Source organism: Staphylococcus sp. FSL W8-0305 (assembly GCF_037966415.1).
GTDB classification, from domain to species: domain Bacteria; phylum Bacillota; class Bacilli; order Staphylococcales; family Staphylococcaceae; genus Staphylococcus; species Staphylococcus aureus.
The window spans coordinates 493,533-519,194 of record NZ_CP150198.1; the positions used below are offsets into that span (position 1 = coordinate 493,533).

Below are 25,662 nucleotides of genomic sequence, written 5' to 3' on the forward strand. Positions count from 1 at the left end.
GCGAATGATAGAACAATTGATATACTTGATTCGTAATCAATCCTTGTCATTCGCTCATTTATTTTTGTTTAACATGTGCGCTTTAATTCAATTATTGAATATCGTCCCACCAATGGTTACCATCACGAGCAAGTAATAAATCACTTTCTAATGGACCATTAGTACCTGATTCATAGTTAGGGAATTCTGGATCAACCATATTCCATTCATCTTGAATTGCATCAACAAATTTCCATGTTGATTTTAATTCTTCCCAGTGCGTAAAGTTAGTGGCATCACCTTTAAGACAATCGAATAATAGATTTTCATATGCATCTACAGTATTCATTTTATCTTGAGCGCTCATTGAATAAGACAATTGAACAGGTTCAGTTTCGATACCTTGTGTATTTTTCTTAGCATTTAGATGTAAAGATACACCTTCATTTGGTTGAATATTGATTACTAATAGGTTTGAATCTAACAGTTTATCAGTTTCATAGTATAAGTTCATTGGTACTTCTTTAAATTCAACGACAACTTGAATTGTTTTAGATTTCATACGTTTACCAGTACGGATATAGAATGGTACGCCAGCCCATCTAAAGTTATCAATTGTTAATTTACCTGAAACAAATGTAGGTGTGTTAGAGTCATCTGCAACGCGATCTTCATCACGGTATGCTTTAACTTGTTTACCATCGATATAGCCTTCGCCATATTGACCACGAACAAAGTTCTTTTTAACATCTTCAGATTGGAAATGACGCAGTGATTTAAGTACTTTTACTTTCTCAGCACGGATATCTTCACTATTTAAACTAATAGGTGCTTCCATAGCTAATAATGCAACCATTTGTAACATGTGGTTTTGCACCATATCTTTTAGCGCACCACTTGATTCATAATAACCACCACGATCTTCAACACCTAGTATTTCAGAAGATGTAACTTGGATGTTTGAAATATATTTGTTATTCCATAATGGTTCAAACATCGCATTCGCAAAACGTAATACCTCGATATTTTGAACCATGTCTTTTCCTAAATAGTGGTCAATACGATAAATTTCTTCTTCTTTAAATGATTTACGAATTTGATTGTTTAATGCTTCGGCTGATTTTAAATCACTACCGAATGGTTTTTCGATAACAAGGCGTTTAAATCCTTTTGTATCAGTAAGACCAGAAGATTTTAGATAATCAGAAATAACGCCAAAGAATTGTGGTGCCATTGCTAAATAGAATAGTCGATTACCTTTTAATTCAAATTGGCTGTCTAATTCATTACTAAAATCTAATAATTCTTGATAGCTTTCTTCATTACTAACATCATGTCTATGATAGAAGACATGTTCCATAAACGCGTCAATTTTGTTTGTATCTTTTACGTGCTTTTGAATTGATGATTTTACTTGATTACGGAAATCATCATTAGTAATGTCACGACGTCCAATACCGATGATGGCAATATGTTCATCTAAATTGTCTTGTTGGTAGAGATGGAATATTGATGGAAACAACTTACGATGGCTTAAGTCACCAGTTGCACCAAAGATTGTGATTAAACAAGGGATGTGTTTGTTTTTAGTACTCAAGATTAAAACCTCAATTCTTAATTAGATATATGATTTATTATTATAAGATAATCCATTCAGCAGGTCATTCAATATGCTCGACAGTATGCAGTGTCTTAAATGAAATATCGATTCATGTATCATGTTTAATGTGATACTTATTAATGATAAGTATAACGTAATTATCAAAATTTATATAGTTATGTCTACGTTAAAGTTAGAAAAATTAACTAGCAAAGACGAATTTTTAACAGATTTTGATTCAAGTATAAATTAAAACTAAATTGATACAAATTTTATGATAAAATGAATTGAAGAAAAGGAGGGGCATATATGGAAGTTACATTTTTTGGAACGAGTGCAGGTTTGCCTACAAAAGAGAGAAATACACAAGCAATCGCCTTAAATTTAGAACCATATTCCAATTCCATATGGCTTTTCGACGTTGGTGAAGGTACACAGCACCAAATTTTACATCATGCAATTAAATTAGGAAAAGTGACACATATATTTATTACTCATATGCATGGCGATCATATTTTTGGTTTGCCAGGATTACTTTCTAGTCGTTCTTTTCAGGGCGGTGAACAAAAGCCGCTTACATTAGTTGGACCAAAAGGAATTAAAGCATATGTGGAAATGTCTATGAATTTATCAGAGTCACATTTAAACTATCCAATTACATATATTGAAATCGATGATCATCTAACATATCATCATGATGGTTTTACTGTAGAGGCGCATTTACTTAATCATGGTATTCCATCATATGGATATAGAGTAATGGCACCTGAAACTACAGGTACAATCAATGTTGAAGCGTTAAAAAACATTGGTCTTGAACCAGGTCCTAAATATCAAGAAGTAAAATCTCATGATACATTTGAACATAATGGTCAAGTTTATCAATCAAAAGATTTTAGAGGTGAGTCCAAACAGGGTCCAATTGTAGCAATTTTTGGTGATACAAAACCATGTTCTAATGAACGTGTGATTTCTAGAGATGCTGATGTGATGGTACATGAAGCGACCTATATAGATGGTGAAAAGCATTTAGCCAACAATTATCATCATAGCCATATTGAAGACGTATTTGCATTGATAAAAGAAGCCAATGTTAAACGTACGTTGATTACACATTTGAGCAATCGCTATAATACAGAAGATATAAATGAAATTTATCAAACATTGATACAAAATGAAGATACGCCGAATTTTAATTTTGTGAAAGATTTTGATAGTTTTAAAATCTAATGACAAAGTAATAAACAATGCTTGCCAAATAGTAAAAATTTATAAAAATAACCCGTCAAACACAGTGCTTGCGATGATGCATACATGTGTTGGCGGGTTTGTTTTTATTGGTCTTCTATATTAGAAAGTTCAATACTACGGTCGACGGCAGCATTTAGACAATCTTCGAAAATAGATACTAAATCATATTGTGACAATGTATCAAGGCCAGCTTGTGTCGTACCACCTTTAGAGGTAATATTTTTTCTTAATTGAGCCATGCTCAAATCTGAACGTTCAATCATCTTACTTGTACCTATAATAAGGTTGCGTATAGATTCTTCAACTTGTTCTTTTTCTAGTCCAAGTTTCGTACCAGCTTTAACGTATTGCTCGAATACATGATATAAAAATGCTGGGCCGCTTCCGGTGATAGCTGTTACTTGATGTAAATGATCCTCTGATACTTCAATTACTGAACCAAATGCTTTAACTAAATCGTTAATTTCATCTTTAGATTTAGGGTCAAAGTTGTTTGAAAAACTAATGCCAGTAACTGAGTGTCCAACTTGCGCATTTGTGTTTGGCATAATTCTAGCAACTGGATTTTGGCATTCTAATTGCTGTTTAATATAATCAATCGGAATACCTGCCATAATTGAAATGAAGCAATTGTCTTTTGTAATATGTGGTTTGATGCGTGTTGCTAGAGCATCAAAGTCATGTGGTTTGGTACCTAAAAATACATAATCTGCATCTTTTAATAATGTCGCATCATCATAACTATAGTTAACACCTAGTTTTTCAGCGAATGCTTTTAAAGCTTGTTCATTAGATTTATTTGTTAAATATATATCATTGGCATCTAAGTTGCTTGAGTTAATAATTCCTGTAAATATAGCTTGTGCCATATTACCAGCTCCATAAAATACGAGTTTCATTAACGTCACATCCCTTTAGTTTTTGATTTGTATGTTATATTTTCTTATTATTGTATATATATTAGGAAAGATAATCAACTTGTCTCAATTATGTAAAGTTGATAAATTGCATTCTATATAATGGAAAAGGAAGGTTAATTGATGAAAGGACAACATTTTATAGTGACTGGTGGTACGAGTGGTTTAGGTTTATCGATTGTCCGAAAGTTACTAGAAAATAAAGTGCATGTAACGTTGTTGGTGCGTGATGTTGATAAAGCAACTAGAATCTTTGACCAGGAATTGGGGAAAACTATAAATGTTATTCCTTGTGACTTAAATGATTTGAAGTCGATACAGGCACTGCAATTTGAAGACAATACATTATTCGATGGATTCATTTATAGTGCAGGTTTAGGTTATTTCAAATCTATTTCAGACCATAGTTTTTCAGAAATGATCGAAACGTATCAGCTTAATTTAATTAGTTTTAATGTTTTATATACTGTGTTGAGACCATATTTAACATCTAACGCACATATTGTAGGTATTTCAAGTCAAGCTGCATTTTCTACACAAGCAAATGCTGCACATTATGGGGCATCGAAAGCAGGGTTTTATGCATTAATGAATGCTTTAAGACTAGAGTCACCAAACTTACATATCATGACAGTTAATGTTGGCCCGATTGATACACCTTTTCATCAAAAAGCCGACCCATCAATGAAGTATGCTAAAAAGATGGGGAAAATTATGCTTGATGCTAATCAGCTTGCAGAAGATATCATTTATGGCATTAAAACAAAACAATTGGAAATTAATCGGCCTAAATGGATGCATCATGCGTTGAAAATGTATCAAATTGCGCCTAGATTTTTTGAACGATGTTTCCCTAAATTATTTAAAAATAAAGCATAAATAGGTGGGATGGCAATGAACTGTCAATCGGAGAGTGTGGTAAGACTTTGTGTACGATATGCGGAACAACTATCAGTATTTGAAGAATTTACAGTGCTGGATATTTTAAGCGATATTTCTGTAGACCAAATTTCAGACAGTACATTATATTATACTTGTGAAAAATTCAAACTACTTGTGTTGCAAGGAAATGTGTTGGGTGTACAAGTAATAACTAATAATGATGAATTAACATGCGAAGTGAAATATAGAAAGATGTTTTAATAAAATTATTAAAAGATGAAGTGGCAGAAGTTTGCTTAAGGCACTGCCGCAGGGCGGAATTACTAAATACTGATGCGTAAGGACAACTCTTTAATTACTATTATAAGTGAGCAATCTTAATCATAAATTATAGCGAATTTTACATAAACAACAGCAGTAAGGCATTTTTATAATGAAACGCCTCATACTGCTGTTTTTATTACTGAAAATGACTTCTACACTAAATGATTGGTATATTCCAAATCCTTTACACGAGCTCTTGCTGTTTTAATCTGATCTAAACTAACTTTAGTATGATAGTTTTCAATATTTTCTTTTAATTGGTCGACGCTACTTGCACCTACAATGATGGAACCAAGCACGTCATGTGATGTTAAATAACTAAATGTCAATGCAGATAAATTACTTTCAATTTCTTTAATAGAGGCTATTGTTTCACCCAATTCATCATGAGAATAATCAAAAATACCATCTTTAAATTTATTGTCGAGCACATTAACACTGTTTGAAGTTAATAATCCTTTAGACACAGGTCCTCTTGCCAATACTTTAACATCATCGTTGTGAATTGCATCTAATAATGATTCTGGACGATTATCAATCAAATTGAATTGAGACATTATCGTTTCGATTTGACTATGTTTTAAATAATAATCAATTACATTTGGGCGAATAGAAGAAATACCGTAAGCACGTATAATTCCTTCTTGTTTCAATTCATCAAATGCGCTTATTGTTTCGTCTAATGGATCATCAATGGTTCCGCCATGAAGTTGATATAAATCGATATGATCAATACCTAAACGCTTTAGTGAACCTTTAACCGCCTCTTTAATATAGGATTTACTCGGATCCCATGTTGTACTGCCATCTTTTGTTAAACGATTGCCTACTTTTGTACCAATGACAATATCATCGCGTTGTTGATATTTAAAAAGTGCCTTACCAACAACTGATTCATTTATACCTTTATCGTACATGTCTGCTGTATCAAAATAAGTGATACCATTTTCAACAGCACAATCTATAATTTGTTCGGCTTTTTTTAAATCTGTACCTAAACTCATGCAACCTAGACCTAATTCAGATAATGCAATACCACTTTTTAATATATTTTTTTGCATGTCTGTTCTCCTTTCGATACACTTTAGCTAACAAGCATAGTGTATCAATATATAATATGAATTTAAAGGAACGTGATTATAATGGATTTAAATGAAAAAACAATTGATCGAACAGTTATTTATAATGGCAAAATTGTAGATGTAGAAATTCATACAGTGACATTACCAAACGGTGAAACGTCAACAAGAGAATTAGTTTATCATAATGGTGCAGTTGCTGTTTGTGCATTGACACCTAAAAAAGAAGTCGTATTAGTGAAACAGTATCGTAAACCAGTAGAAAAACCATTGTTAGAAATTCCAGCTGGTAAATTAGAAGATGATGAAGATAGAGTCGAAGCGGCTAAGCGTGAATTAGAAGAAGAAACAGGATATATTGCCAAAGAGTTAACACATGTTGTAGATATGTATGGTTCACCAGGTTTTTGTGATGAACAATTATCAATATATTTTACGGATAATGTAGAAGAAGGCACAGTTCACTTAGATGAAGATGAATTTGTCGAAGTCATTAAAGTTCCGATTGAGAATGTTAAATCGATGCTAATGAATAAAGAAATAGAAGATGCGAAGACTATCATTGCATTGCAACACCTATTATTAAATTATAATCATTCTAAATAACAAATGAGAAAAGCTTGCATTTTATTGAGAAAACTGTTAGTTTTAATTGTGAAGTTTGAAATAATTTGTAATGATTTTAATTATTAGTAGGGGAGTGGACATCGTTGGAAGAACGATTAAATCGCGTTAAGCAACAATTACAACAATCATCATATAAGCTAACGCCACAACGCGAAGCTACTGTTAGAGTTCTAATTGAAAATGAAAAAGATCATCTAAGTGCTGAAGACGTATATCTGAAAGTAAAAGACAAAGCGCCTGAAATTGGCTTGGCGACAGTATACAGAACGTTAGAGTTGTTAGCTGAACTAAAAGTTGTCGACAAAATTAACTTTGGTGATGGCGTCGCTCGTTTTGATTTAAGAAAAGAAGGCGCAAAACATTTCCACCATCATTTAGTATGTATGGAATGTGGTCGTGTAGATGAAATCGATGAAGATTTGTTACCAGAAGTTGAAAATCGAGTTGAAAATGAGTTCAATTTTAAAATTTTAGATCATCGTTTAACTTTCCATGGTGTGTGTGAAACGTGCCAAGCTAAAGGTAAAGGATAGTAAATTGCGTAGGTTAAATTAACCTTCGCTTTTTTTAGAGGTGTGGTTATGGAAACAATTATTGAAGAATATTTGCGTTTTATACAAATTGAAAAAGGACTAAGTTCTAACACAATTGGTGCTTATAGACGTGATTTGAAAAAGTATCAAGATTATATGACTGAACATCATATCTCGCATATTGATTTTATAGATCGACAATTAATTCAAGAGTGTTTGGGGCATTTAATAGACCAAGGGCAATCTGCTAAATCCATTGCGCGATTTATTTCAACAATCCGTAGTTTTCATCAATTTGCTATAAGAGAAAAATATGCGGCGAAAGATCCAACGGTATTATTAGATTCACCAAAATATGACAAAAAATTGCCTGACGTTTTAAATGTTGACGAAGTGTTGGCTTTATTAGAAACGCCGGATTTAAATAAAATTAATGGTTATCGTGATCGTACGATGTTAGAACTTCTGTACGCAACGGGAATGCGTGTATCTGAATTGATACATTTAGAGCTAGAGAACGTGAACTTAATAATGGGGTTTGTACGCGTATTTGGTAAAGGCGATAAAGAAAGAATTGTGCCATTAGGCGACGCAGTCATTGAGTACTTAACTACTTATATTGAAACGATTAGACCGCAACTTTTAAAAAAGACTGTTACTGAAGTCTTATTTTTAAATATGCATGGTAAACCTTTATCACGACAAGCAATATGGAAAATGATTAAACAAAATGGTGTAAAGGCAAACATTAAAAAGACGCTAACGCCACATACGTTGCGCCATTCTTTTGCGACACATTTATTGGAAAATGGCGCAGATTTAAGAGCAGTGCAAGAGATGTTAGGTCACTCTGACATATCTACTACCCAACTCTATACACATGTTTCAAAATCTCAAATTAGAAAAATGTATAACCAATTTCATCCTAGAGCATAAAGTGAACCATAACTCAAAAGTCACAATACACATGACTAAAAATGTCTGTGCTATTGTGGCTTTTGAGTTATGGTTGATTAATTACGTCTATGTTTTCTTAATTGAATCGCTTCTTCTTTTGCTGCAATCACTTCTGAACGATCACGCCGCATGTGATGGTCTACAATAAAAGGATCTGTTGCTGTTTCGTGATTATAATCATAATCTGGATAGTTGGCCTTGATGATGCGCTCAAAGTCTGGAGTTATTGGTAATATAACAGATGAAAAAGGCTTTGCTGCATTCAATTTTGCAATCTGTTTCTCAATTAACAACTGATAATCATTTAAATTAAGGTATAACGCATCTCTATCTTTAGCATTTTGTATTATTTCTTTAGATTTATTAAAAGACTTATAGGCGCCTTTTAAATTATTGCGGCGATAATGGTAACAAGCAGTTGCAAACAAGATTAAACTAACAACTGCATCTTGCTTACTGTAGTTATTTTCAGCTTTCCATGCATCTTCTAAAATGTCATGACATAGGAAATAATGTTGCTTAGTATGAAATTGATAATAGAAATTTATCAGTGCCTGTTGCATTTTGTTATCACCCCAATTTAAAAGTAAGTTATTTTCATGCTATAATATTTTAGAGAATTATGCACATATGACGCAATACGAGGTAGATATTATGTATGAAGTTAAATTAGATGCTTTCAATGGACCATTAGATTTATTACTGCATCTTATCCAAAAATTTGAAATAGATATTTATGATATTCCTATGCAAGCATTAACAGAGCAGTATATGCAGTACGTTCATGCAATGAAACAGCTTGAAATTAATATTGCAAGTGAATACCTAGTATTAGCGTCAGAACTCTTAATGATTAAAAGTAAGATGCTATTACCACAATCAACATCAGATATAGATGTTGATGATGACCCACGGGAAGATTTAGTTGGGCGTTTAATAGAATATCAAAATTATAAAGAATATACTGCTATTTTAAATGACATGAAAGAAGAAAGAGATTTTTATTTTACAAAAAGACCGACAGAGTTATCTCATTTGGAAACAGATGAATCTTGGGATCCAAATCATACGATTGACTTAACTGAATTAATTGTAGCTTATCAAAGAGTTAAAAATAGAGTTGAGTTAAATACACCTAAATCTGTTGAAATCCGAAAAGAGACATTTACCATTCAACAAGCTACAGAACAAGTGACATCGAGATTGAAAGATAAAGATCATTTTAACTTCTTTAGTCTGTTTACGTTTTCTGAGCCAATTGAACAAGTAGTCACTCACTTTTTAGCTATTTTAGAGATGTCAAAAGCAGGAATAATTAATATTGAGCAACAACGTAATTTTGAAGATATTAACATTATTAGAGGAGTGAACTACCATTTTGGATAATCATGGTATATTAGAGTCGCTATTATTTACAGCTGGCGATGAAGGTTTAGATGAAAAACAGCTATTAGAAATTTTGGATATATCGAAAGACCAACTCGTAGAATTAATTGAAAATTATTCATCACATGGATTAATAATACAACGATTTGGAACGACGTATGTTTTAACGACTAAAAAAGAAGCGTCAATGTATATTGAACAATTAATTGAACAAAAGTCACAAATGAAATTATCACAAGCAGCAATGGAAGTACTATCAATTATTGCTTATAACCAACCATTATCAAGAAGTGATATTGAATTAATTCGTAGTATCAATTCAGATGGTGCGGTCAAGACATTGATTGCCAAAGGACTAGTTGAGGCTAAAGTGGTCAATGAACAGCGTAGCCAACAATTAATTACTACTGATTTATTTTTAAATGTATTTGGTATTTCCAATATAGAAGATTTGCCGACAACTGAAGAAGACGATGAAGAAATGGATGCTTTTTTCAGTAATCTAGTCAATCAAAAAGGAGAAAATAATGACTAAAGAATTAGAACGATTACAAAAACGTATAGCTAATAGCGGTTATACTTCAAGACGTAAAGCAGAAACTTTAATTTCTGAAGGAAAAGTGAAAGTGAATGGTACGACTGTCACTGAATTAGGAACAAAAGTGAAGCCATCAGATACGATTGAAGTTGAAGGTATTAAAATAGAGCTAGAAGACAAAATTTACATTTTATTCCATAAACCAACTCAAGTGATAACAAGTGTATCTGATGATAGAGGACGTACAGTGGTTACAGATTACTTTAAAGATATAGAAGCGCGTATTTATCCTGTTGGTCGTTTAGACTATGATACTTCTGGATTGTTATTACTTACAAATGATGGTGAATTTACTAATTTAATGACACATCCAAGATATCAAATTAAGAAGAAATATGTAGCAAAATTAAAAGGTTACTTAATGAGAGAAGAAGTGAAAGCGCTAGAAAAAGGTATTGAATTAGAAGATGGTATGACGCAACCGGCTGAAGTGAAAGTTAAGAAACAAGATAAAGATAAAAACACAACATTGGTTGAAATTACAATAACAGAAGGTCGTAATCGTCAAGTCAGAAGAATGTTCGAACATTTTGGTCATCAAGTGACGAAACTGTCTCGTATTGAATATGGGCCTTTAAATGTTGTCGGTTTGAATGCTGGTGAAGGACGTGTATTGACGCCTCATGAAGTAAAAGTGATGCGTCATTTAGCAGAACATGGGAAATAATTAAATAAAATATGTATTTATCACAAAGTTTGAGAATTTTTTCACAAAATTTTAGGTTTTTAATAACTGTATGCGCTTTCCTGTGATATAATACTTTTGTAAAGAAAAGCATGTGTGGGAGGTATGACCTGTATGTCGAACGAAATACTTATCGTAGATGATGAGGATAGAATCAGAAGGTTACTTAAAATGTATTTAGAAAGAGAATCTTTTGAAATCCATGAGGCAAGTAATGGCCAAGAGGCTTATGAACTTGCAATGGAGAATAATTATGCTTGCATACTACTAGATTTAATGTTGCCTGAAATGGATGGTATCCAGGTGGCAACTAAATTGCGTGAACATAAACAAACACCGATTATTATGTTGACTGCTAAAGGTGAAGAAACAAACCGTGTTGAAGGTTTTGAGTCTGGTGCAGATGATTATATCGTCAAACCATTTTCACCAAGAGAAGTAGTCTTAAGAGTTAAAGCACTTCTAAGAAGAACGCAATCTACAACTGTAGAACAAAGCGAACCTCACGCACGTGATGTGATTGAATTTAAACATTTAGAAATAGATAATGATGCACATCGCGTACTTGCTGATAATCAAGAAGTTAATTTGACTCCTAAAGAGTACGAATTATTAATATATTTAGCTAAAACACCAAATAAAGTATTTGACCGTGAACAATTATTAAAAGAAGTTTGGCATTATGAATTCTATGGTGATTTAAGAACAGTTGATACTCATGTTAAACGACTTAGAGAAAAGTTAAATCGTGTGTCTAGCGAAGCTGCGCATATGATTCAAACAGTCTGGGGCGTTGGGTATAAATTTGAGGTTAAATCTAATGATGAGCCGGCTAAATAGTGTCGTAATTAAACTGTGGTTAACTATTATTTTAATAGTGACGACAGTTTTAATTTTATTAAGTATTGCTTTAATTACCTTTATGCAATACTATTTCACACAAGAAACTGAAAATGCCATAAGAGAAGATGCTAGACGTATAAGTTCACTGGTCGAACAATCACATAATAAAGAAGAAGCAATAAAATATAGTCAAACATTAATTGAAAATCCTGGTGGGTTGATGATTATAAATAATAAACATCGTCAATCAACGGCTTCGCTTTCTAATATTAAAAAGCAAATGTTGAATGAAGTAGTCAACAACGACCATTTTGACGATGTGTTTGATAAAGGTAAATCTGTTACTCGAAATGTAACGATTAAAGAAAAGGGCTCATCTCAAACATATATTTTGTTAGGCTATCCAACAAAAGCACAGAAGAATAGTCATAGCAAATATAGTGGAGTCTTTATATATAAAGACTTGAAATCAATCGAAGATACAAATAATGCTATTACGATTATCACTATAATTACGGCTGTTATTTTCTTAACAATTACAACAGTCTTTGCGTTTTTCTTATCGTCAAGAATTACAAAACCTTTAAGACGTTTAAGAGACCAAGCTACACGTGTATCTGAAGGGGATTACTCTTATAAACCTTCTGTCACAACGAAAGATGAAATTGGTCAATTATCACAGGCATTTAATCAGATGAGTACAGAAATCGAAGAGCATGTCGACGCATTATCCACATCTAAAAATATTAGAGACAGCTTAATTAACTCTATGGTAGAAGGTGTCCTAGGTATTAATGAGAGTCGACAAATTATCTTATCGAATAAGATGGCGAATGATATTATGGACAATATTGATGAAGATGCTAAAGCTTTCTTATTAAGACAAATTGAAGATACTTTTAAATCAAAACAAACGGAAATGCGTGATTTAGAAATGAATACACGATTCTTTGTTGTGACCACAAGCTATATCGACAAGATTGAACAAGGAGGTAAAAGTGGTGTTGTTGTGACAGTTCGTGATATGACTAATGAGCACAATCTAGATCAAATGAAGAAAGATTTCATTGCTAATGTATCACATGAATTACGTACACCGATATCATTACTTCAAGGTTATACTGAATCAATTGTAGATGGTATTGTTACAGAACCGGATGAAATAAAAGAATCGCTTGCCATTGTCCTTGATGAATCGAAACGTTTAAATCGTTTAGTTAATGAATTGTTAAATGTCGCTCGCATGGATGCTGAAGGGTTATCCGTAAATAAAGAAGTTCAGCCTATTGCAGCGTTACTAGATAAGATGAAAATTAAGTATCGTCAACAGGCTGATGATTTAGGTCTAAATATGACTTTTAATTATTGTGAGAAGCGTGTTTGGACTTATGATATGGATCGCATGGACCAAGTACTAACGAACTTAATTGATAATGCATCACGTTATACGAAACCTGGTGATGAAATTGCAATTACTTGTGATGAAAATGAAAGCGAAGATATTTTATACATTAAAGATACAGGTACAGGCATTGCACCAGAACATTTACAACAAGTATTTGATCGTTTTTATAAAGTTGATGCAGCGAGAACGCGAGGTAAACAAGGTACCGGTTTAGGTTTGTTCATTTGTAAAATGATTATCGAAGAGCATGGTGGTTCCATAGATGTTAAAAGCGAATTAGGGAAAGGCACAACATTTATTATTAAACTACCAAAACCAGAATAAAATTGAATATAGTTATTTCAGAACGCATGTTATTGATTAGAGACTCTAATTTATAGCATGCGTTTTTTTATTGATGTGGGGAGTTTTGTATGTGGATTAGGATTTAGGGTTTAGGGTTTTTGCGAATATCAACTATTAAATATATTACTAATTTATATAAAAATATAAAGTTTGATAAAGTTATTTATTTGATTATAAAAATAGGGTAAAATATAGATGTATTGTAATAATTAAATTATTCGAGGTGTCATATGAAAAAATTCATTGGATCAGTTTTAGCTACGACATTAATTTTAGGGGGATGTTCCACGATGGAAAATGAATCAAGTAAAGACACGAATACAGAAACAAAATCAGTACCAGAAGAAATGGAAGCTTCAAAATATGTAGGACAAGGCTTCCAACCGCCTGCAGAAAAAGATGCGATTGAATTTGCGAAGAAGCATAAAGATAAAATTGCCAAACGAGGCGAACAATTTTTTATGGATAACTTCGGTTTAAAAGTTAAAGCTACCAATGTTGTAGGTAGTGGCGACGGTGTAGAAGTATTCGTGCATTGTGATGACCACGACATCGTATTTAATGCGAGTATTCCATTTGACAAATCGATAATAGAGAGTGATAGCTCATTAAGAAGTGAGGATAAAGGCGATGATATGAGTACTTTAGTAGGTACAGTGTTGAGCGGCTTTGAATATAGAGCTCATAAGCAAGAGTTGGATAGTTTAACAGAAGTTTTGAAAGAATATAAAAGTAAATATAAATATACTGGTTATACAGAAAATGCAATTATGAAAACGCAGAATAGTGGTTTTAGAAATGAATATTATTATTTGACTGCAATTCCATATACTTTAGATGAATATAAAAAGTATTTTCAACCCTTAATCAAAGAGGATGATAAGACTTTTAGTGATGGTATGAAAAACTCAAAAAAACAACTTAAAGATAAATCTCGTCCATATGTTGTTACAACTTTATTTAGCACTAAAGACAATTACACTAAAGATAATACAATAGACGAGATGATTGATTTTTCTGAAGTACTAAAAAAGAAAAAGAATATTCCTCATGATTTGAATGTTTCTCTTCAAATTACTGATAAATATATAAATTCAGCAAGACCTAGTTACAGTAAGAAAGATTCAATAGAAGTAGGAGTATTTAATCATGAAAAAAATTAATGATAGAGATTTAGCAGAATTAAGTGGATACTGGGCATATCAAGATTTGGACAAAAGATATGTAATTAGAGTAAATAATAATAAATATAGACTAATTGAAGATTATTCAGACAATCCTAATTCTAAAAGTTTTGGTGGTACAGATGCAAAAGTTTTTGAATTGGTAAATAGCAATAATGAATTAACAGGACAACAAGCTATTATCTTCCAAGGTACAAATAATAATAAGAGTATCGGAAGCAACAATCCTTTTCGTGGGAAGGTTGCTGATGATTGGATTGAAAATATAAAGTTAATGAATGATAAAAATAAGTCAACTTCTTTATTAGAACAAAATAATGCTTATATTAAATCGTATGAACAGAAACTAAAAGATGCAGATACACTTAAAAGCTCTGATTTTTTAAGGAAATATAAGAAAAATCCGTCTACGTATAAAAACAAAACTATTAAGTCTGATGGAGGCAATTCTCAAGGGGGAGCAAGTGCTAACCACCAAGGGATGATTAACCCGAATAAAAATATAGTTTCTACAAACCCTGCCATGTTACCAAAGTCAATATGGGAAAATTTCAAATCTCAAAACTTTGAAAATATGATTAATTATCATAGTAAGTTTGATATTTTATCTTGGCTGCAGGATCCATTTGCCACTCCGACACTAGGAAAACGAGTGAATTTAGAAACTGGTGTGCCAACGATGGATGGATTAGTAAATAGTCATTTAGGTTATAAAAGAAAATTAAATCCAAGATATAATACTTATAAGGATTTAGCAGTTTATAAAATTAAATCAGTTAAAGATACTATGATTAAAAATGGTAAAAAAGTCAAAAAAACTATTGAAATCGATATAAATATGGATGATAGAATTCCAATTAATGTGTGGACAGGAGATTCAATAGCGAGAACGGGTAAAGGGACTCCTATAAAATTAAATCTAGAAAATCTTAGTGCATTAAGTAATTTGGTAACTGGTGAAACAAGTAATATGTTAACCGATTGTGTAAATTATTTGAATGAGAGCTATAATATTTCACAGGTTGAAAATGCTAATTTTGGAGAAAGAAAACATAAACTTAAACAAGATTTTAAAAAGATTGTCGAAGTTGATATCCTTGAAGGAATGAGTAGAGAATTAACTTCTTTGAAAAAGGATGCATTTAGCGCAATTGATAATGTCAAAAAAAATCTTGTTGGAATTGCTTTCATATTTTCATCAGTTGCAGTCCTTATTTTTGAATTAAATACTATTGAAGAAATGCTTGAAGATTTAGATAAAAAATTACAACGTGGCATAGAAAGTTTACATGATTCATTGGATAACGTAATTAAAGAAATGTTTAAAAATTTAGATCATGATTTTGAAGATGGCGTGACAGAGGAAATGATGAAGCATTTAAATGTTGTGAATAATAATATAAATTTTGTAAAAAAACAAAATGATGTATATGGAGAGCAGATAACCGATATTAAAAATATAATGTCTCATCAAGATGCAACGGTAATGGATGGAAACTTATCTATTAATTATAGCGGTGAACATATGATTTCGGGTCAAGTACAATCTTCTAATTATTTAACTAGAAAAATGACAATTTTAAAAAACCATATTGATAATGCAGTTAACAAAATTAGTGATTATGTTCAAGAAGCTTACAATAATTATTTTGAACCAGTATTAAACTACATTCTTGAAGTTATACATTCGGTAGAAACAGCTGTGAGACATATTTATGAAATAAGCAGTTTAATATACAAAGTAACAATGAAAATAAAGATAAAGGCTATGGGAATAAATGTCGACGAAATTGATAAAAACCTTGAAGTTTTAAAAAGTAAACTTAAAAATTTAGATGAATTTTTAAATAACTTAAAAACAGCTTCACCAATTTTAGAAAATCACTTAGATGACATTGTTAGAAATATGAAGCCATTAATTGTTAATCAAATTTTTGAACCATCTCATTATGATGATATGTTTATTTTAAACACTCAAGCTCATGCACGTCTTGATCAAATGGCACAACAGTTTGAAGTTGTTTGTAATGGCTTGAACGAAAATGAAGGGCAAGCTATTCAAACAATGGATCAATCTGCTTCGTTAATTCGTTCAAACTTAATTCAAGTTAAAGAACAATTAGAAAAACTAGCAGTATACTAATTATTTATTAAAAGCTACTTGTTTTCATTGAGAATAAGTAGCTTTTTCAAACATAAAAGTTTTACAAACACATAAATAGGTGATGAAATATGCTTAAAAAGGCAAAATTAATCTTAATAGCAACGCTACTGCTATCAGGATGTTCAACTACCAATAACGAATCTAATAAAGAAACAAAATCTGTACCAGAAGAAATGGAAGCTTCAAAATATGTAGGACAAGGCTTCCAACCACCTGCAGAAAAAGATGCGATTGAATTTGCGAAAAAGCATAAAGACAAAATTGCCAAACGAGGCGAACAATTTTTTATGGATAACTTCAGTCTAAAAGTTAAAGCTACGAATGTTGTAGGTAGTGGCGACGGCGTAGAAGTATACGTGCATTGTGATGACCACGATATCGTATTTAATGCGAGTATTCCATTTGACAAATCGATAATAGAGAGTGATAGCTCATTAAGAAGTGAGGATAAAGGCGATGATATGAGTACTTTAGTAGGTACAGTGTTGAGTGGCTTTGAATATCGAGCACAAAAAGAAAAGTATGACAATTTATATAAATTTTTCAAAGATAATGAAAAGAAATATCAATATACAGGATTTACAAAAAAGGCAATTAACAAGACACAAAATAATGGCTATGAAAATGAATATTTTTATATAGTTGCAAATATACCGACGCTCCAAGAATATAGAAAATATTACGAACCCCTAATAAAGAAGAATAATCTGAATTTTAAAAAAGGTATGAAAGAAGCAAGGAAAGGAGTAGGCTATAAAGCTGAAATAGAAGTACATACTACATTGTTTTCGAAAAGTAGTAACTTTTCAAAGGACAAAAAATTAGATGATGTTATAGATTTGTCTGAAAGTACGAAAAAGTTACACCTTAATTTTGAAAATACGGAAATATTTTTACAACTAGCAAAATCTACTATTAGTACTAATCGAGTTAATTACAGTGATAATGAGTCTATAAGGATTGAGGTCGAATGACTTGAAATCAGCTAATTTCTCTATATTCTAAACAAACACATAAATGGGTGATGAGCTATGTTTAAAAGAACTAAACTAATCTTAATAGCAACACTACTGCTATCAGGATGTTCAACTACCAATAACGAATCCAACAATGAAACAAAATCAGTACCAGAAGAAATGGAAGCTTCCAAATATGTAGGACAAGGCTTCCAACCACCTGCAGAAAAAGATGCGATTGAATTTGCGAAGAAGCATCGTAAAGAATTTGAAAAAGTAGGTGAACAATTCTTTAAAGATAACTTTGGACTAAAAGTTAAAGCTACCAATGTTGTAGGTAAAGATGATGGTGTAGAAGTTTATGTGCATTGTGAAGATCATGGCATTGTATTTAATGCAAGTCTACCTTTGTACAAAGACGCCATCCATCAAAAAGGTTCAATGCGTAGTAATGACAACGGTGATGATATGAGTATGATGGTGGGTATAGTGCTGAGTGGCTTTGAATATCGAGCGCAAAAAGAAAAGTATGATAATTTATATAAATTTTTCAAAGAAAATGAAAAGAAATATCAATATACAGGCTTTACAAAAGAGGCAATTAACAAGACACAAAACGTCGGGTATCAAAATGAATATTTTTATATCACATATTTATCAAGAAATTTAAAAGAATATCGAAAGTATTATGAACCATTGATTCATAAAAATGATAAAGAACTTAAAGAAGGAATGGAACGAGCAAGAAAAGAGCTAAATTATACTGCTAATACAAATACTGTAGCAACGTTGTTTAGTACGAATGATGAAAGGAATAGAAAAGAAAAGATAAATAATGTAATAGACTTATCTGAGAAAATTGAAAAAACAAAAGATATGCCAATCAAGAATACTATAACTACTCAATTGGGAAATAAACTAATTGGCACAAAAAAAGCTCGTTTTGATGACAAGAAAGTAGTGTCATTTGGAGCATTTGAAGATGAATAAAATTAATGATAGAGATTTAACAGAATTGAGTAGTTATAGGGTTTATCAAGACATCAATAAAGATAATGACTTTACAGTTAACGAAAAACGATTTAAGCAGGCAGATGTATTTGAAGATTTATATAGAGAGAAACTATAAGACGCAAATAAATTAAGAGAGTATAATTATTTACAAAATGAAACTTTTAAAAGCGCATAAATAGGTGATGAGATATGCTTAAAAAGGCAAAATTAATCTTAATGGCAACGATACTACTATCAGGATGTTCCGCGATGGAAAATGAATCAAGTAAAGACACGAATACAGAAACAAAATCTGTACCAGAAGAAATGGAAGCTTCCAAATATGAAGGACAAGGCTTTCAACCACCTGCAGAAAAAGATGCGATTGAATTTGCGAAGAAGCATAAAGATAAAATAGCTAAACGTGGTGAACAATTTTTTATGGATAACTTCGGTCTAAAAGTTAAAGCTACCAATGTTGTAGGTAGTGGCGACGGTGTAGAAGTATTCGTGCATTGTGATGACCACGACATCGTATTTAATGCGAGTATTCCATTTGACAAATCAATTATTGACAGTAATAGCTCATTAAGAAGTGAGGACAAAGGCGATGATATGAGTACTTTAGTTGGTACAGTGTTGAGTGGCTTTGAATATCGAGCACAAAAAGAAAAGTATGACAATTTATATAAATTTTTCAAAGATAATGAAAAGAAATATCAATATACAGGATTTACAAAAGAGGCAATTAACAAGACACAAAATAGTGGATATGAAAATGAATATTTTTATATTACGACTATACCGTATAATTTAACTGAGTATAGAGACTATTTTGAACCATTATTAAACAAAAGTGACAGTGAATTTTCAAAAGAATTGTCAAATGTTAAGAAGCAATTAAAAGATAAGTCTAAACTTTCGGTAACTACTACTCTATTTAGTAAAAAAAGAACTATACTAAAAAAAGTAACAGTGAAAATGTAATAAAAATGGCAGAAGAAATAAAAAAAGAAAAAGAGATACCAAACGGTATAGATCTTAGTATAAAATTTTCGGACAATAAAATAAATACAGTTAAACCAAATTATAACGGTAAAAGCACTTCAGAATATGGTGTGTTTGACTAAGAATAAAATAAATGATGAATATTTAGCGGAGATTAGTGTATATTGGCTAGATTAAGTATTGAAAGACAATTCTACTATTGTTGTGAAGGCAAATAAGTAGAAGGTTTTAAGTATAACTTCTGGCGATTTAAATAATAATATATATGGAAGTGCTGATACAAAACTTTTTAACCTACTAGATTCTTATAATTTGCTTTCCATTTTATGACGATTTTGACCCAATTGAGTGATAGAATCAAAAAAACCATCCCAACAACAGACAAAACCACAAACCAATCAAAACTACCCAAACAATGCTCGCAAATCACCAATGAAACATTCTCCAATTACGTAACTATGATCTAATTAAAGCATAGTTATTGAGGTTTTGTGATATATAGTATAAAATTAATGAGAATTAAATTTAATAATGTAAAATTCATCTTCGGGGTCGGGTGTAATTCCCAACCGGCAGTAAATAAAGCCTGCGACCTGCTAGTATGTATCATATTAGTGGCTGATCTAGTGAGATTCTAGAGCCGACAGTATAGTCTGGATGGGAGAAGATGGAGGTTTTTTGTTGTGCAATAATCCTCCTATTCTTACGAGATGAATGGAAGGAGAAAATTGAATATGCAACAAAATAAACGTCTTATCACAATAAGTATGTTGAGCGCGATTGCGTTTGTATTAACTTTTATCAAGTTTCCTATACCATTTTTGCCACCATACTTAACTTTAGATTTTAGTGATGTACCGTCACTACTAGCTACATTTACGTTTGGACCAGTTGCCGGTATCATAGTTGCACTGGTTAAAAATTTATTGAACTACTTATTTAGTATGGGCGATCCAGTTGGACCATTTGCTAACTTTTTAGCAGGCGCAAGTTTCTTATTAACTGCTTACGCCATCTATAAAAATAAACGTTCAACAAAATCTTTGATTACTGGATTAATCATTGCAACAATCGTTATGACTATTGTGTTGAGTATCTTGAACTATTTCGTTCTATTACCTTTATACGGTATGATATTTAACTTAGCTGATATCGCAAATAATCTTAAAGTAATCATTGTTTCAGGAATTATACCATTCAATATTATTAAAGGTATCGTCATTTCTATTGTATTTATTTTACTATATAGAAGGCTTGCGAATTTCTTGAAAAGAATTTAATCAAATTAAAGCAAAATAATATACACATAATAATAAAAAGCAGGTGACTATCAATAAACGATAGCTTGCCTGCTTTTTCTATGAAACATTTGTCTAAAAAATCAATTATTCAAATTTTAAAGCGTCCCCATCAAATGATTCGTCTGCAATTTTAATAGAATCTGTAGGGCATCCATCAATTGCATCTTCCATATCTTCATATAATTCCTCAGGTACTTCTGCGGTACCTTGGTTATCGTCAAGGATTACGAAAGCAATACCTTCGTCGTCGTAATCATATATATCTGGCGCTGCTGCACCGCATGCACCACATGCAATACAAGTATCCATATCAACGATTGTATATTTTGCCAATGTCTTCGCCTCCTTTGATAAAAATGCTAAAATAGTAATGTGACTAAAATTTTAGACAGCATCATTTTTATTTTCAAATTATCCGTTTTACAGAGTGAGGGTTAAACTTGCAACACATTATAAAAACAGCATTACAACAAACATTTAACTATAAAACAAATAAAAGTATTTACAATATCTTAGTTGGTAAGAAATCTCACCAAACCTTTTTTGACGCTTGTAGTCAACAACAGTTGTCATTATATCACAGTTTACCACTATTAAAATATCCGTCTTTTGAGCTATTTTTAGAAAATATAACTGAATTTAATGCTGAAATGGAAATCATGTTGCATCCTAGATATACATTTGAAAGTATGGGGCAAACATTTCAAGCAATTCAACTATTAGTGCAAACCATGTCTAATACTATGCAGCAAGATTTTCGTTTCGTACCAATCTCTCAAAATAATAAGATACAAGAAACTGTAAAAATTGTCTATAACTATATTAAAGAAAACCAATTACAAATTGACTTTGAAAATGAACTACATAACTTGTTTAAAGCAATAACTTTAAAAGGGCCATGTTACTTACATTATTATTTGCAAGGCTATGATGAACCAATGTATACGAGACAGCAAGTTAGTTTAATAGAAAAACTATCTCAACAGCAATTGTTTGAATTCGAAATGAATAATTTAGTGACAATGATGTTTGAATTAGAAAGTGGAGAATATACTATTTTATCAAAAATAATAATGAAACCTACATTATTAAATCAAACCTATATTACTTATACAAGATTGCTTGAACAATTCACGATAGAAGATATAGCGGCTCAACAACAAGTTAAAATCAATACTATCGAAGATCATGTACTTGAAATCTTAATCAAAGGTTATATGTCTAATTACGATGATTATGTTGAACAAGAAGATCAACTGCAATTTTTGAATTTTTATCAACAACATCGTGGTGAACGATTAAAATTTTACAAAGAACAATTTGACACGTTATCATATTTTCAATTAAAAGTATTAATCGTTGGTTTTGAAAGAGGTGATCTGAATGTTGCATGATATTTTACGAAACAAATTTGGCTTCGAGAATTTTAAACCGGGACAACAGGAAATTATAGAAAGTATAATGTCTCAACAACACACTCTAGGTATTCTTCCAACTGGAAGTGGAAAGAGTTTGTGTTATCAAATACCTACGTATTTATCAGGTAAGCCGACATTAATTATCTCACCGTTAATATCTTTAATGGATGACCAAGTTATGCAGTTGAAAATAAATGGAGAAAAACGTGTAACATGTATTCACTCTGGTATGGATGAAATTGAGAAAAAGCATAATATTAAATGTTTACGACATAGCCGCTTCATCTTTCTAAGTCCAGAATTTCTCCTGCAGCCGTCAAATTTTAAATTAATATCTATGATAGACTTTGGCATGATTGTTCTAGATGAAGCACATTGTCTATCTGAATGGGGATATGATTTCAGACCACATTATGCTCTAATTGGAAAAGTAACAAAGCATTTTAAAGAAGCGGTTGTCTTAGCATTGACAGCAACTGCACCACCGCATTTGCAAGATGATTTGACGGAAATGCTAGAGATTCAATTCAACGTTATTAAAACTACAATGAATCGCCCAAACATAAGCTTTAAGCATCTTAATTTTCATGATGATGAAGATAAAATTGAGTGGTTGCTGCCGTTTCTACAACAGTCGGGACCAACGATTATTTATGTCTCATCGAAAAAGATGTGTCTGAATTTAGCGCAACTTATTTATGATTCAGGTTTTCTTACTGGCATTTATCATGGTGATATGAATTATCAAGAGCGACACACAGTTCAACAACAATTTTTAAATAATGATATTCCGATTATAGTCGCAACGAGTGCTTTTGGTATGGGAATTAATAAAAAAGATATTCGCACAATCATTCACTTTCATCTTTCAACAAGTCCTTCTAACTACATTCAAGAAATTGGACGTGCGGGTCGCGATGGTGAACTAAGTCAGGCAATTAGTTTATTTCAACCGGACGATAAATATATTTTAGAAACGTTATTATTTGCAGATATGATAACAGAAGAAGATGTACAAAATTTCGAAATAGGAGAATTTTTAGCACCCGATAAACAAGACGTTTTGACAACGTTGCATTCATTCTATAGTATCGGCGCCTTGAAACAGGTATTTAAGAAATCATTTAAACGAAAGCAATTAGGATTCTTTCGTATGATTGGCTATTGCAAATTGGATCAATGTAGACGGAAGTATTTATTAGAATTTTTCGGTGAATATCCACCGGCACAAGATCGATGTTGTGACAATGATTCTAATATAACTGATATCGCAATTTTAAATAAGAAGAAGGTAATTAGAAGTATTGGATTTGATGAAAAGTTGCAAAATTTATTTCTCAGATAGTATTACTTTACTAAAAGAAAATTGACAAGCTATAATTAGTGTATACACAATTGAAAAATGATTGAAATAATTTTGAAAAATATACATAAACATATGTCATGTGGGTATATTTTATGTAAAATCATTGTAATAGAATAGAAAGGAAGATGGCTATGTCTAATAATTTTAAAGATGACTTTGAAAAAAATCGTCAATCGATAGACACAAATTCACATCAAGACCATACGGAAGATGTTGAAAAAGACCAATCAGAATTAGAACATCAGGATACAATAGAGAATACGGAGCAACAGTTTCCGCCAAGAAATGCCCAAAGAAGAAAAAGACGCCGTGATTTAGCAACGAATCATAATAAACAAGTTCACAATGAATCACAAACATCTGAAGACAATGTTCAAAATGAGGCTGGCACAATAGATGATCGTCAAGTCGAATCATCACACAGTACTGAAAGTCAAGAACCTAGCCATCAAGACAGTACACCTCAACATGAAGAGGGATATTATAATAAGAATGCTTTTGCAATGGATAAATCACATCCAGAACCAATCGAAGACAATGATAAACACGAGACTATTAAAGAAGCAGAAAATAACACTGAGCATTCAACAGTTTCTGATAAGAGTGAAGCTGAACAATCTCAGCAACCTAAACCATATTTTGCAACAGGTGCTAACCAAGCAAATACATCAAAAGATAAACATGATGATGTAACTGTTAAGCAAGACAAAGATGAATCTAAAGATCATCATAGTGGTAAAAAAGGCGCAGCAATTGGTGCTGGAACAGCGGGTGTTGCAGGTGCAGCTGGTGCAATGGGTGTTTCTAAAGCTAAGAAACATTCAAATGACGCTCAAAACAAAAGTAATTCTGGCAAGGTGAATAACTCGACTGAGGATAAAGCGTCTGAAGACAAGTCAAAAGAACATCATAATGGTAAAAAAGGTGCAGCAATCGGTGCTGGAACAGCAGGTTTGGCTGGAGGCGCAGCAAGTAATAGTGCTTCTGCCGCTTCAAAACCACATGCCTCTAATAATGCAAGTCAAAACAATGATGAACATGACCATCATGACAGAGATAAAGAACGTAAAAAAGGTGGCATGGCCAAAGTATTGTTACCATTAATTGCAGCTGTACTAATTATCGGTGCATTAGCGATATTTGGAGGCATGGCATTAAACAATCATAATAATGGTACAAAAGAAAATAAAATCGCGAATACAAATAAAAATAATGCTGATGAAAGTAAAGATAAAGACACATCTAAAGACGCTTCTAAAGATAAATCAAAATCTACAGACAGTGATAAATCAAAAGATGATCAAGACAAAGCGACTAAAGATGAATCTGATAATGATCAAAACAACGCTAATCAAGCGAACAATCAAGCACAAAATAATCAAAATCAACAACAAGCTAATCAAAATCAACAACAGCAACAACAACGTCAAGGTGGTGGCCAAAGACATACAGTGAATGGTCAAGAAAACTTATACCGTATCGCAATTCAATACTACGGTTCAGGTTCACCGGAAAATGTTGAAAAAATTAGACGTGCCAATGGTTTAAGTGGTAACAATATTAGAAACGGTCAACAAATCGTTATTCCATAATATAACTATATAAATTGTAACTGAACTGCTATATACGAACGTGCATATTATAAAGTTTCTCTAAATATTATTGAAAACTTAAATTGCGCTTATAAGTATGTAGCAGTTTTTTTATTTAATAAGTATGGACATGAATATTGGCATATCAATTAAATTTTTTACATAGTCATCAAAAAGATAAAACACCACAATCAACAAATTTAACGAGGAAGAATAAAAAATAAATCAACATATTAAATTGTAGTGTTATTCAACTCCGTAGCTAACAA

25 protein-coding genes, 2 pseudogenes and 1 riboswitch are annotated in these 25,662 nt (G+C 31.8%); of the genes and pseudogenes, 22 read left to right on the plus strand and 5 right to left on the minus strand.

The window, feature by feature from the left end; genetic code table 11:
- Positions 1 to 91 precede the first annotated feature (91 nt).
- Positions 92 to 1,576, minus strand: a complete 1,485-nt coding sequence (zwf, locus tag NST10_RS02640; protein WP_000105070.1) for a glucose-6-phosphate dehydrogenase — start codon at positions 1,574 to 1,576, stop codon at positions 92 to 94.
- Between the two features lie 312 nt (positions 1,577 to 1,888).
- On the opposite strand from zwf, the gene rnz reads away from it, so the two are divergent.
- Positions 1,889 to 2,809, plus strand: a complete 921-nt coding sequence (gene rnz, locus NST10_RS02645) for a ribonuclease Z (RefSeq protein WP_000454059.1) — start codon at positions 1,889 to 1,891, stop codon at positions 2,807 to 2,809.
- A 104-nt stretch (positions 2,810 to 2,913) separates the two neighbouring features.
- Here the strand turns inward: rnz and proC are convergent, their stop codons facing one another.
- Entirely contained in the window at positions 2,914 to 3,729 is an 816-nt protein-coding gene (proC, locus tag NST10_RS02650; RefSeq protein ID WP_000779748.1) for a pyrroline-5-carboxylate reductase, read from the minus strand.
- A gap of 141 nt (positions 3,730 to 3,870) precedes the next feature.
- On the opposite strand from proC, the gene NST10_RS02655 reads away from it, so the two are divergent.
- Entirely contained in the window at positions 3,871 to 4,626 is a 756-nt protein-coding gene (locus NST10_RS02655) for an SDR family oxidoreductase (RefSeq protein ID WP_000678227.1), read from the plus strand.
- 15 nt (positions 4,627 to 4,641) lie between these two features.
- Positions 4,642 to 4,890: a hypothetical protein gene (locus tag NST10_RS02660; RefSeq protein WP_000995806.1), complete on the plus strand. Its 249-nt coding sequence runs from the start codon at positions 4,642 to 4,644 to the stop codon at positions 4,888 to 4,890.
- 215 nt (positions 4,891 to 5,105) lie between these two features.
- Here NST10_RS02660 and NST10_RS02665 read toward each other — a convergent pair whose 3' ends face one another.
- Positions 5,106 to 6,014 (minus strand): aldo/keto reductase, encoded by a 909-nt coding sequence (locus NST10_RS02665; protein WP_001171333.1) that lies wholly within the window; start codon positions 6,012 to 6,014, stop codon positions 5,106 to 5,108.
- Positions 6,015 to 6,095: 81 nt separating this feature from the next.
- Here NST10_RS02665 and NST10_RS02670 point away from each other — a divergent pair, with 81 nt between their 5' ends.
- The 3 genes from NST10_RS02670 to xerD all read left to right on the plus strand — a co-directional run bounded on the left by NST10_RS02670 (position 6,096) and on the right by xerD (position 8,128).
- Entirely contained in the window at positions 6,096 to 6,638 is a 543-nt protein-coding gene (locus NST10_RS02670; RefSeq protein ID WP_000365236.1) for an NUDIX hydrolase, read from the plus strand.
- Between the two features lie 104 nt (positions 6,639 to 6,742).
- A complete protein-coding gene (locus tag NST10_RS02675) occupies positions 6,743 to 7,192 on the plus strand; it encodes a Fur family transcriptional regulator (RefSeq protein ID WP_000392691.1) in 450 nt (149 codons plus the stop codon).
- Between the two features lie 48 nt (positions 7,193 to 7,240).
- Entirely contained in the window at positions 7,241 to 8,128 is an 888-nt protein-coding gene (gene xerD / locus NST10_RS02680; RefSeq protein ID WP_000447733.1) for a site-specific tyrosine recombinase XerD, read from the plus strand.
- A gap of 77 nt (positions 8,129 to 8,205) precedes the next feature.
- Here the strand turns inward: xerD and NST10_RS02685 are convergent, their stop codons facing one another.
- Positions 8,206 to 8,712 (minus strand): DUF309 domain-containing protein, encoded by a 507-nt coding sequence (locus tag NST10_RS02685; protein ID WP_001183424.1) that lies wholly within the window; start codon positions 8,710 to 8,712, stop codon positions 8,206 to 8,208.
- Positions 8,713 to 8,803: 91 nt separating this feature from the next.
- Here NST10_RS02685 and NST10_RS02690 point away from each other — a divergent pair, with 91 nt between their 5' ends.
- The 12 genes and pseudogenes from NST10_RS02690 (at position 8,804) to NST10_RS02745 (ending at position 20,996) form a co-directional block, all read left to right on the plus strand.
- Positions 8,804 to 9,535: a segregation/condensation protein A gene (locus tag NST10_RS02690; protein ID WP_000273366.1), complete on the plus strand. Its 732-nt coding sequence runs from the start codon at positions 8,804 to 8,806 to the stop codon at positions 9,533 to 9,535.
- Entirely contained in the window at positions 9,528 to 10,070 is a 543-nt protein-coding gene (scpB, locus tag NST10_RS02695) for an SMC-Scp complex subunit ScpB (protein ID WP_000368652.1), read from the plus strand. The genes NST10_RS02690 and scpB overlap by 8 nt, the downstream gene beginning before the upstream one ends.
- Complete coding sequence (locus tag NST10_RS02700) at positions 10,063 to 10,800, plus strand: pseudouridine synthase (protein WP_000159577.1); 738 nt, start codon at positions 10,063 to 10,065, stop codon at positions 10,798 to 10,800. The genes scpB and NST10_RS02700 overlap by 8 nt, the downstream gene beginning before the upstream one ends.
- A gap of 132 nt (positions 10,801 to 10,932) precedes the next feature.
- On the plus strand, positions 10,933 to 11,658 hold the full coding sequence (gene srrA / locus NST10_RS02705) for a two-component system response regulator SrrA (RefSeq protein ID WP_000064078.1): 726 nt from the start codon (positions 10,933 to 10,935) through the stop codon (positions 11,656 to 11,658).
- The gene (srrB, locus tag NST10_RS02710) at positions 11,639 to 13,390 is read left to right on the plus strand and encodes a two-component system sensor histidine kinase SrrB (RefSeq protein WP_303661318.1); all 1,752 of its coding nucleotides are present in this window, start codon (positions 11,639 to 11,641) and stop codon (positions 13,388 to 13,390) included. Before srrA ends, srrB begins: the two co-directional genes overlap by 20 nt.
- Positions 13,391 to 13,641: 251 nt before the next feature.
- Entirely contained in the window at positions 13,642 to 14,574 is a 933-nt protein-coding gene (locus tag NST10_RS02715; RefSeq protein WP_001574168.1) for a DUF1672 domain-containing protein, read from the plus strand.
- Entirely contained in the window at positions 14,561 to 16,738 is a 2,178-nt protein-coding gene (locus tag NST10_RS02720) for a hypothetical protein (RefSeq protein WP_000723488.1), read from the plus strand. Before NST10_RS02715 ends, NST10_RS02720 begins: the two co-directional genes overlap by 14 nt.
- Positions 16,739 to 16,827: 89 nt before the next feature.
- Positions 16,828 to 17,733 (plus strand): DUF1672 domain-containing protein, encoded by a 906-nt coding sequence (locus tag NST10_RS02725; RefSeq protein ID WP_339211087.1) that lies wholly within the window; start codon positions 16,828 to 16,830, stop codon positions 17,731 to 17,733.
- A 57-nt stretch (positions 17,734 to 17,790) separates the two neighbouring features.
- On the plus strand, positions 17,791 to 18,705 hold the full coding sequence (locus tag NST10_RS02730) for a DUF1672 domain-containing protein (RefSeq protein ID WP_000476887.1): 915 nt from the start codon (positions 17,791 to 17,793) through the stop codon (positions 18,703 to 18,705).
- A pseudogene (locus NST10_RS02735) lies at positions 18,698 to 18,823 on the plus strand (hypothetical protein); the annotation flags it as partial. The gene NST10_RS02730 and the pseudogene NST10_RS02735, both read left to right, overlap by 8 nt.
- A gap of 95 nt (positions 18,824 to 18,918) precedes the next feature.
- Positions 18,919 to 19,838, plus strand: a pseudogene (locus NST10_RS02740) (DUF1672 domain-containing protein).
- Between the two features lie 416 nt (positions 19,839 to 20,254).
- A riboswitch (FMN riboswitch) is annotated at positions 20,255 to 20,389 on the plus strand.
- Between the two features lie 61 nt (positions 20,390 to 20,450).
- Positions 20,451 to 20,996: an ECF transporter S component gene (locus tag NST10_RS02745; protein WP_001186908.1), complete on the plus strand. Its 546-nt coding sequence runs from the start codon at positions 20,451 to 20,453 to the stop codon at positions 20,994 to 20,996.
- A gap of 105 nt (positions 20,997 to 21,101) precedes the next feature.
- Here NST10_RS02745 and NST10_RS02750 read toward each other — a convergent pair whose 3' ends face one another.
- On the minus strand, positions 21,102 to 21,350 hold the full coding sequence (locus NST10_RS02750; RefSeq protein WP_001151997.1) for a ferredoxin: 249 nt from the start codon (positions 21,348 to 21,350) through the stop codon (positions 21,102 to 21,104).
- Positions 21,351 to 21,457: 107 nt separating this feature from the next.
- Between NST10_RS02750 and NST10_RS02755 the strand changes: the two genes are divergently transcribed.
- The 4 genes from NST10_RS02755 to NST10_RS02770 all read left to right on the plus strand — a co-directional run bounded on the left by NST10_RS02755 (position 21,458) and on the right by NST10_RS02770 (position 25,617).
- Positions 21,458 to 22,411 (plus strand): helix-turn-helix domain-containing protein, encoded by a 954-nt coding sequence (locus tag NST10_RS02755; protein ID WP_001163814.1) that lies wholly within the window; start codon positions 21,458 to 21,460, stop codon positions 22,409 to 22,411.
- A complete protein-coding gene (locus tag NST10_RS02760; protein ID WP_000902107.1) occupies positions 22,401 to 23,780 on the plus strand; it encodes an ATP-dependent DNA helicase RecQ in 1,380 nt (459 codons plus the stop codon). The genes NST10_RS02755 and NST10_RS02760 overlap by 11 nt, the downstream gene beginning before the upstream one ends.
- A gap of 152 nt (positions 23,781 to 23,932) precedes the next feature.
- Complete coding sequence (ebpS, locus tag NST10_RS02765) at positions 23,933 to 25,393, plus strand: elastin-binding protein EbpS (RefSeq protein WP_000069298.1); 1,461 nt, start codon at positions 23,933 to 23,935, stop codon at positions 25,391 to 25,393.
- Between the two features lie 134 nt (positions 25,394 to 25,527).
- Entirely contained in the window at positions 25,528 to 25,617 is a 90-nt protein-coding gene (locus NST10_RS02770; RefSeq protein WP_223200500.1) for a hypothetical protein, read from the plus strand.
- The last annotated feature ends 45 nt before the right edge of the window (positions 25,618 to 25,662 follow it).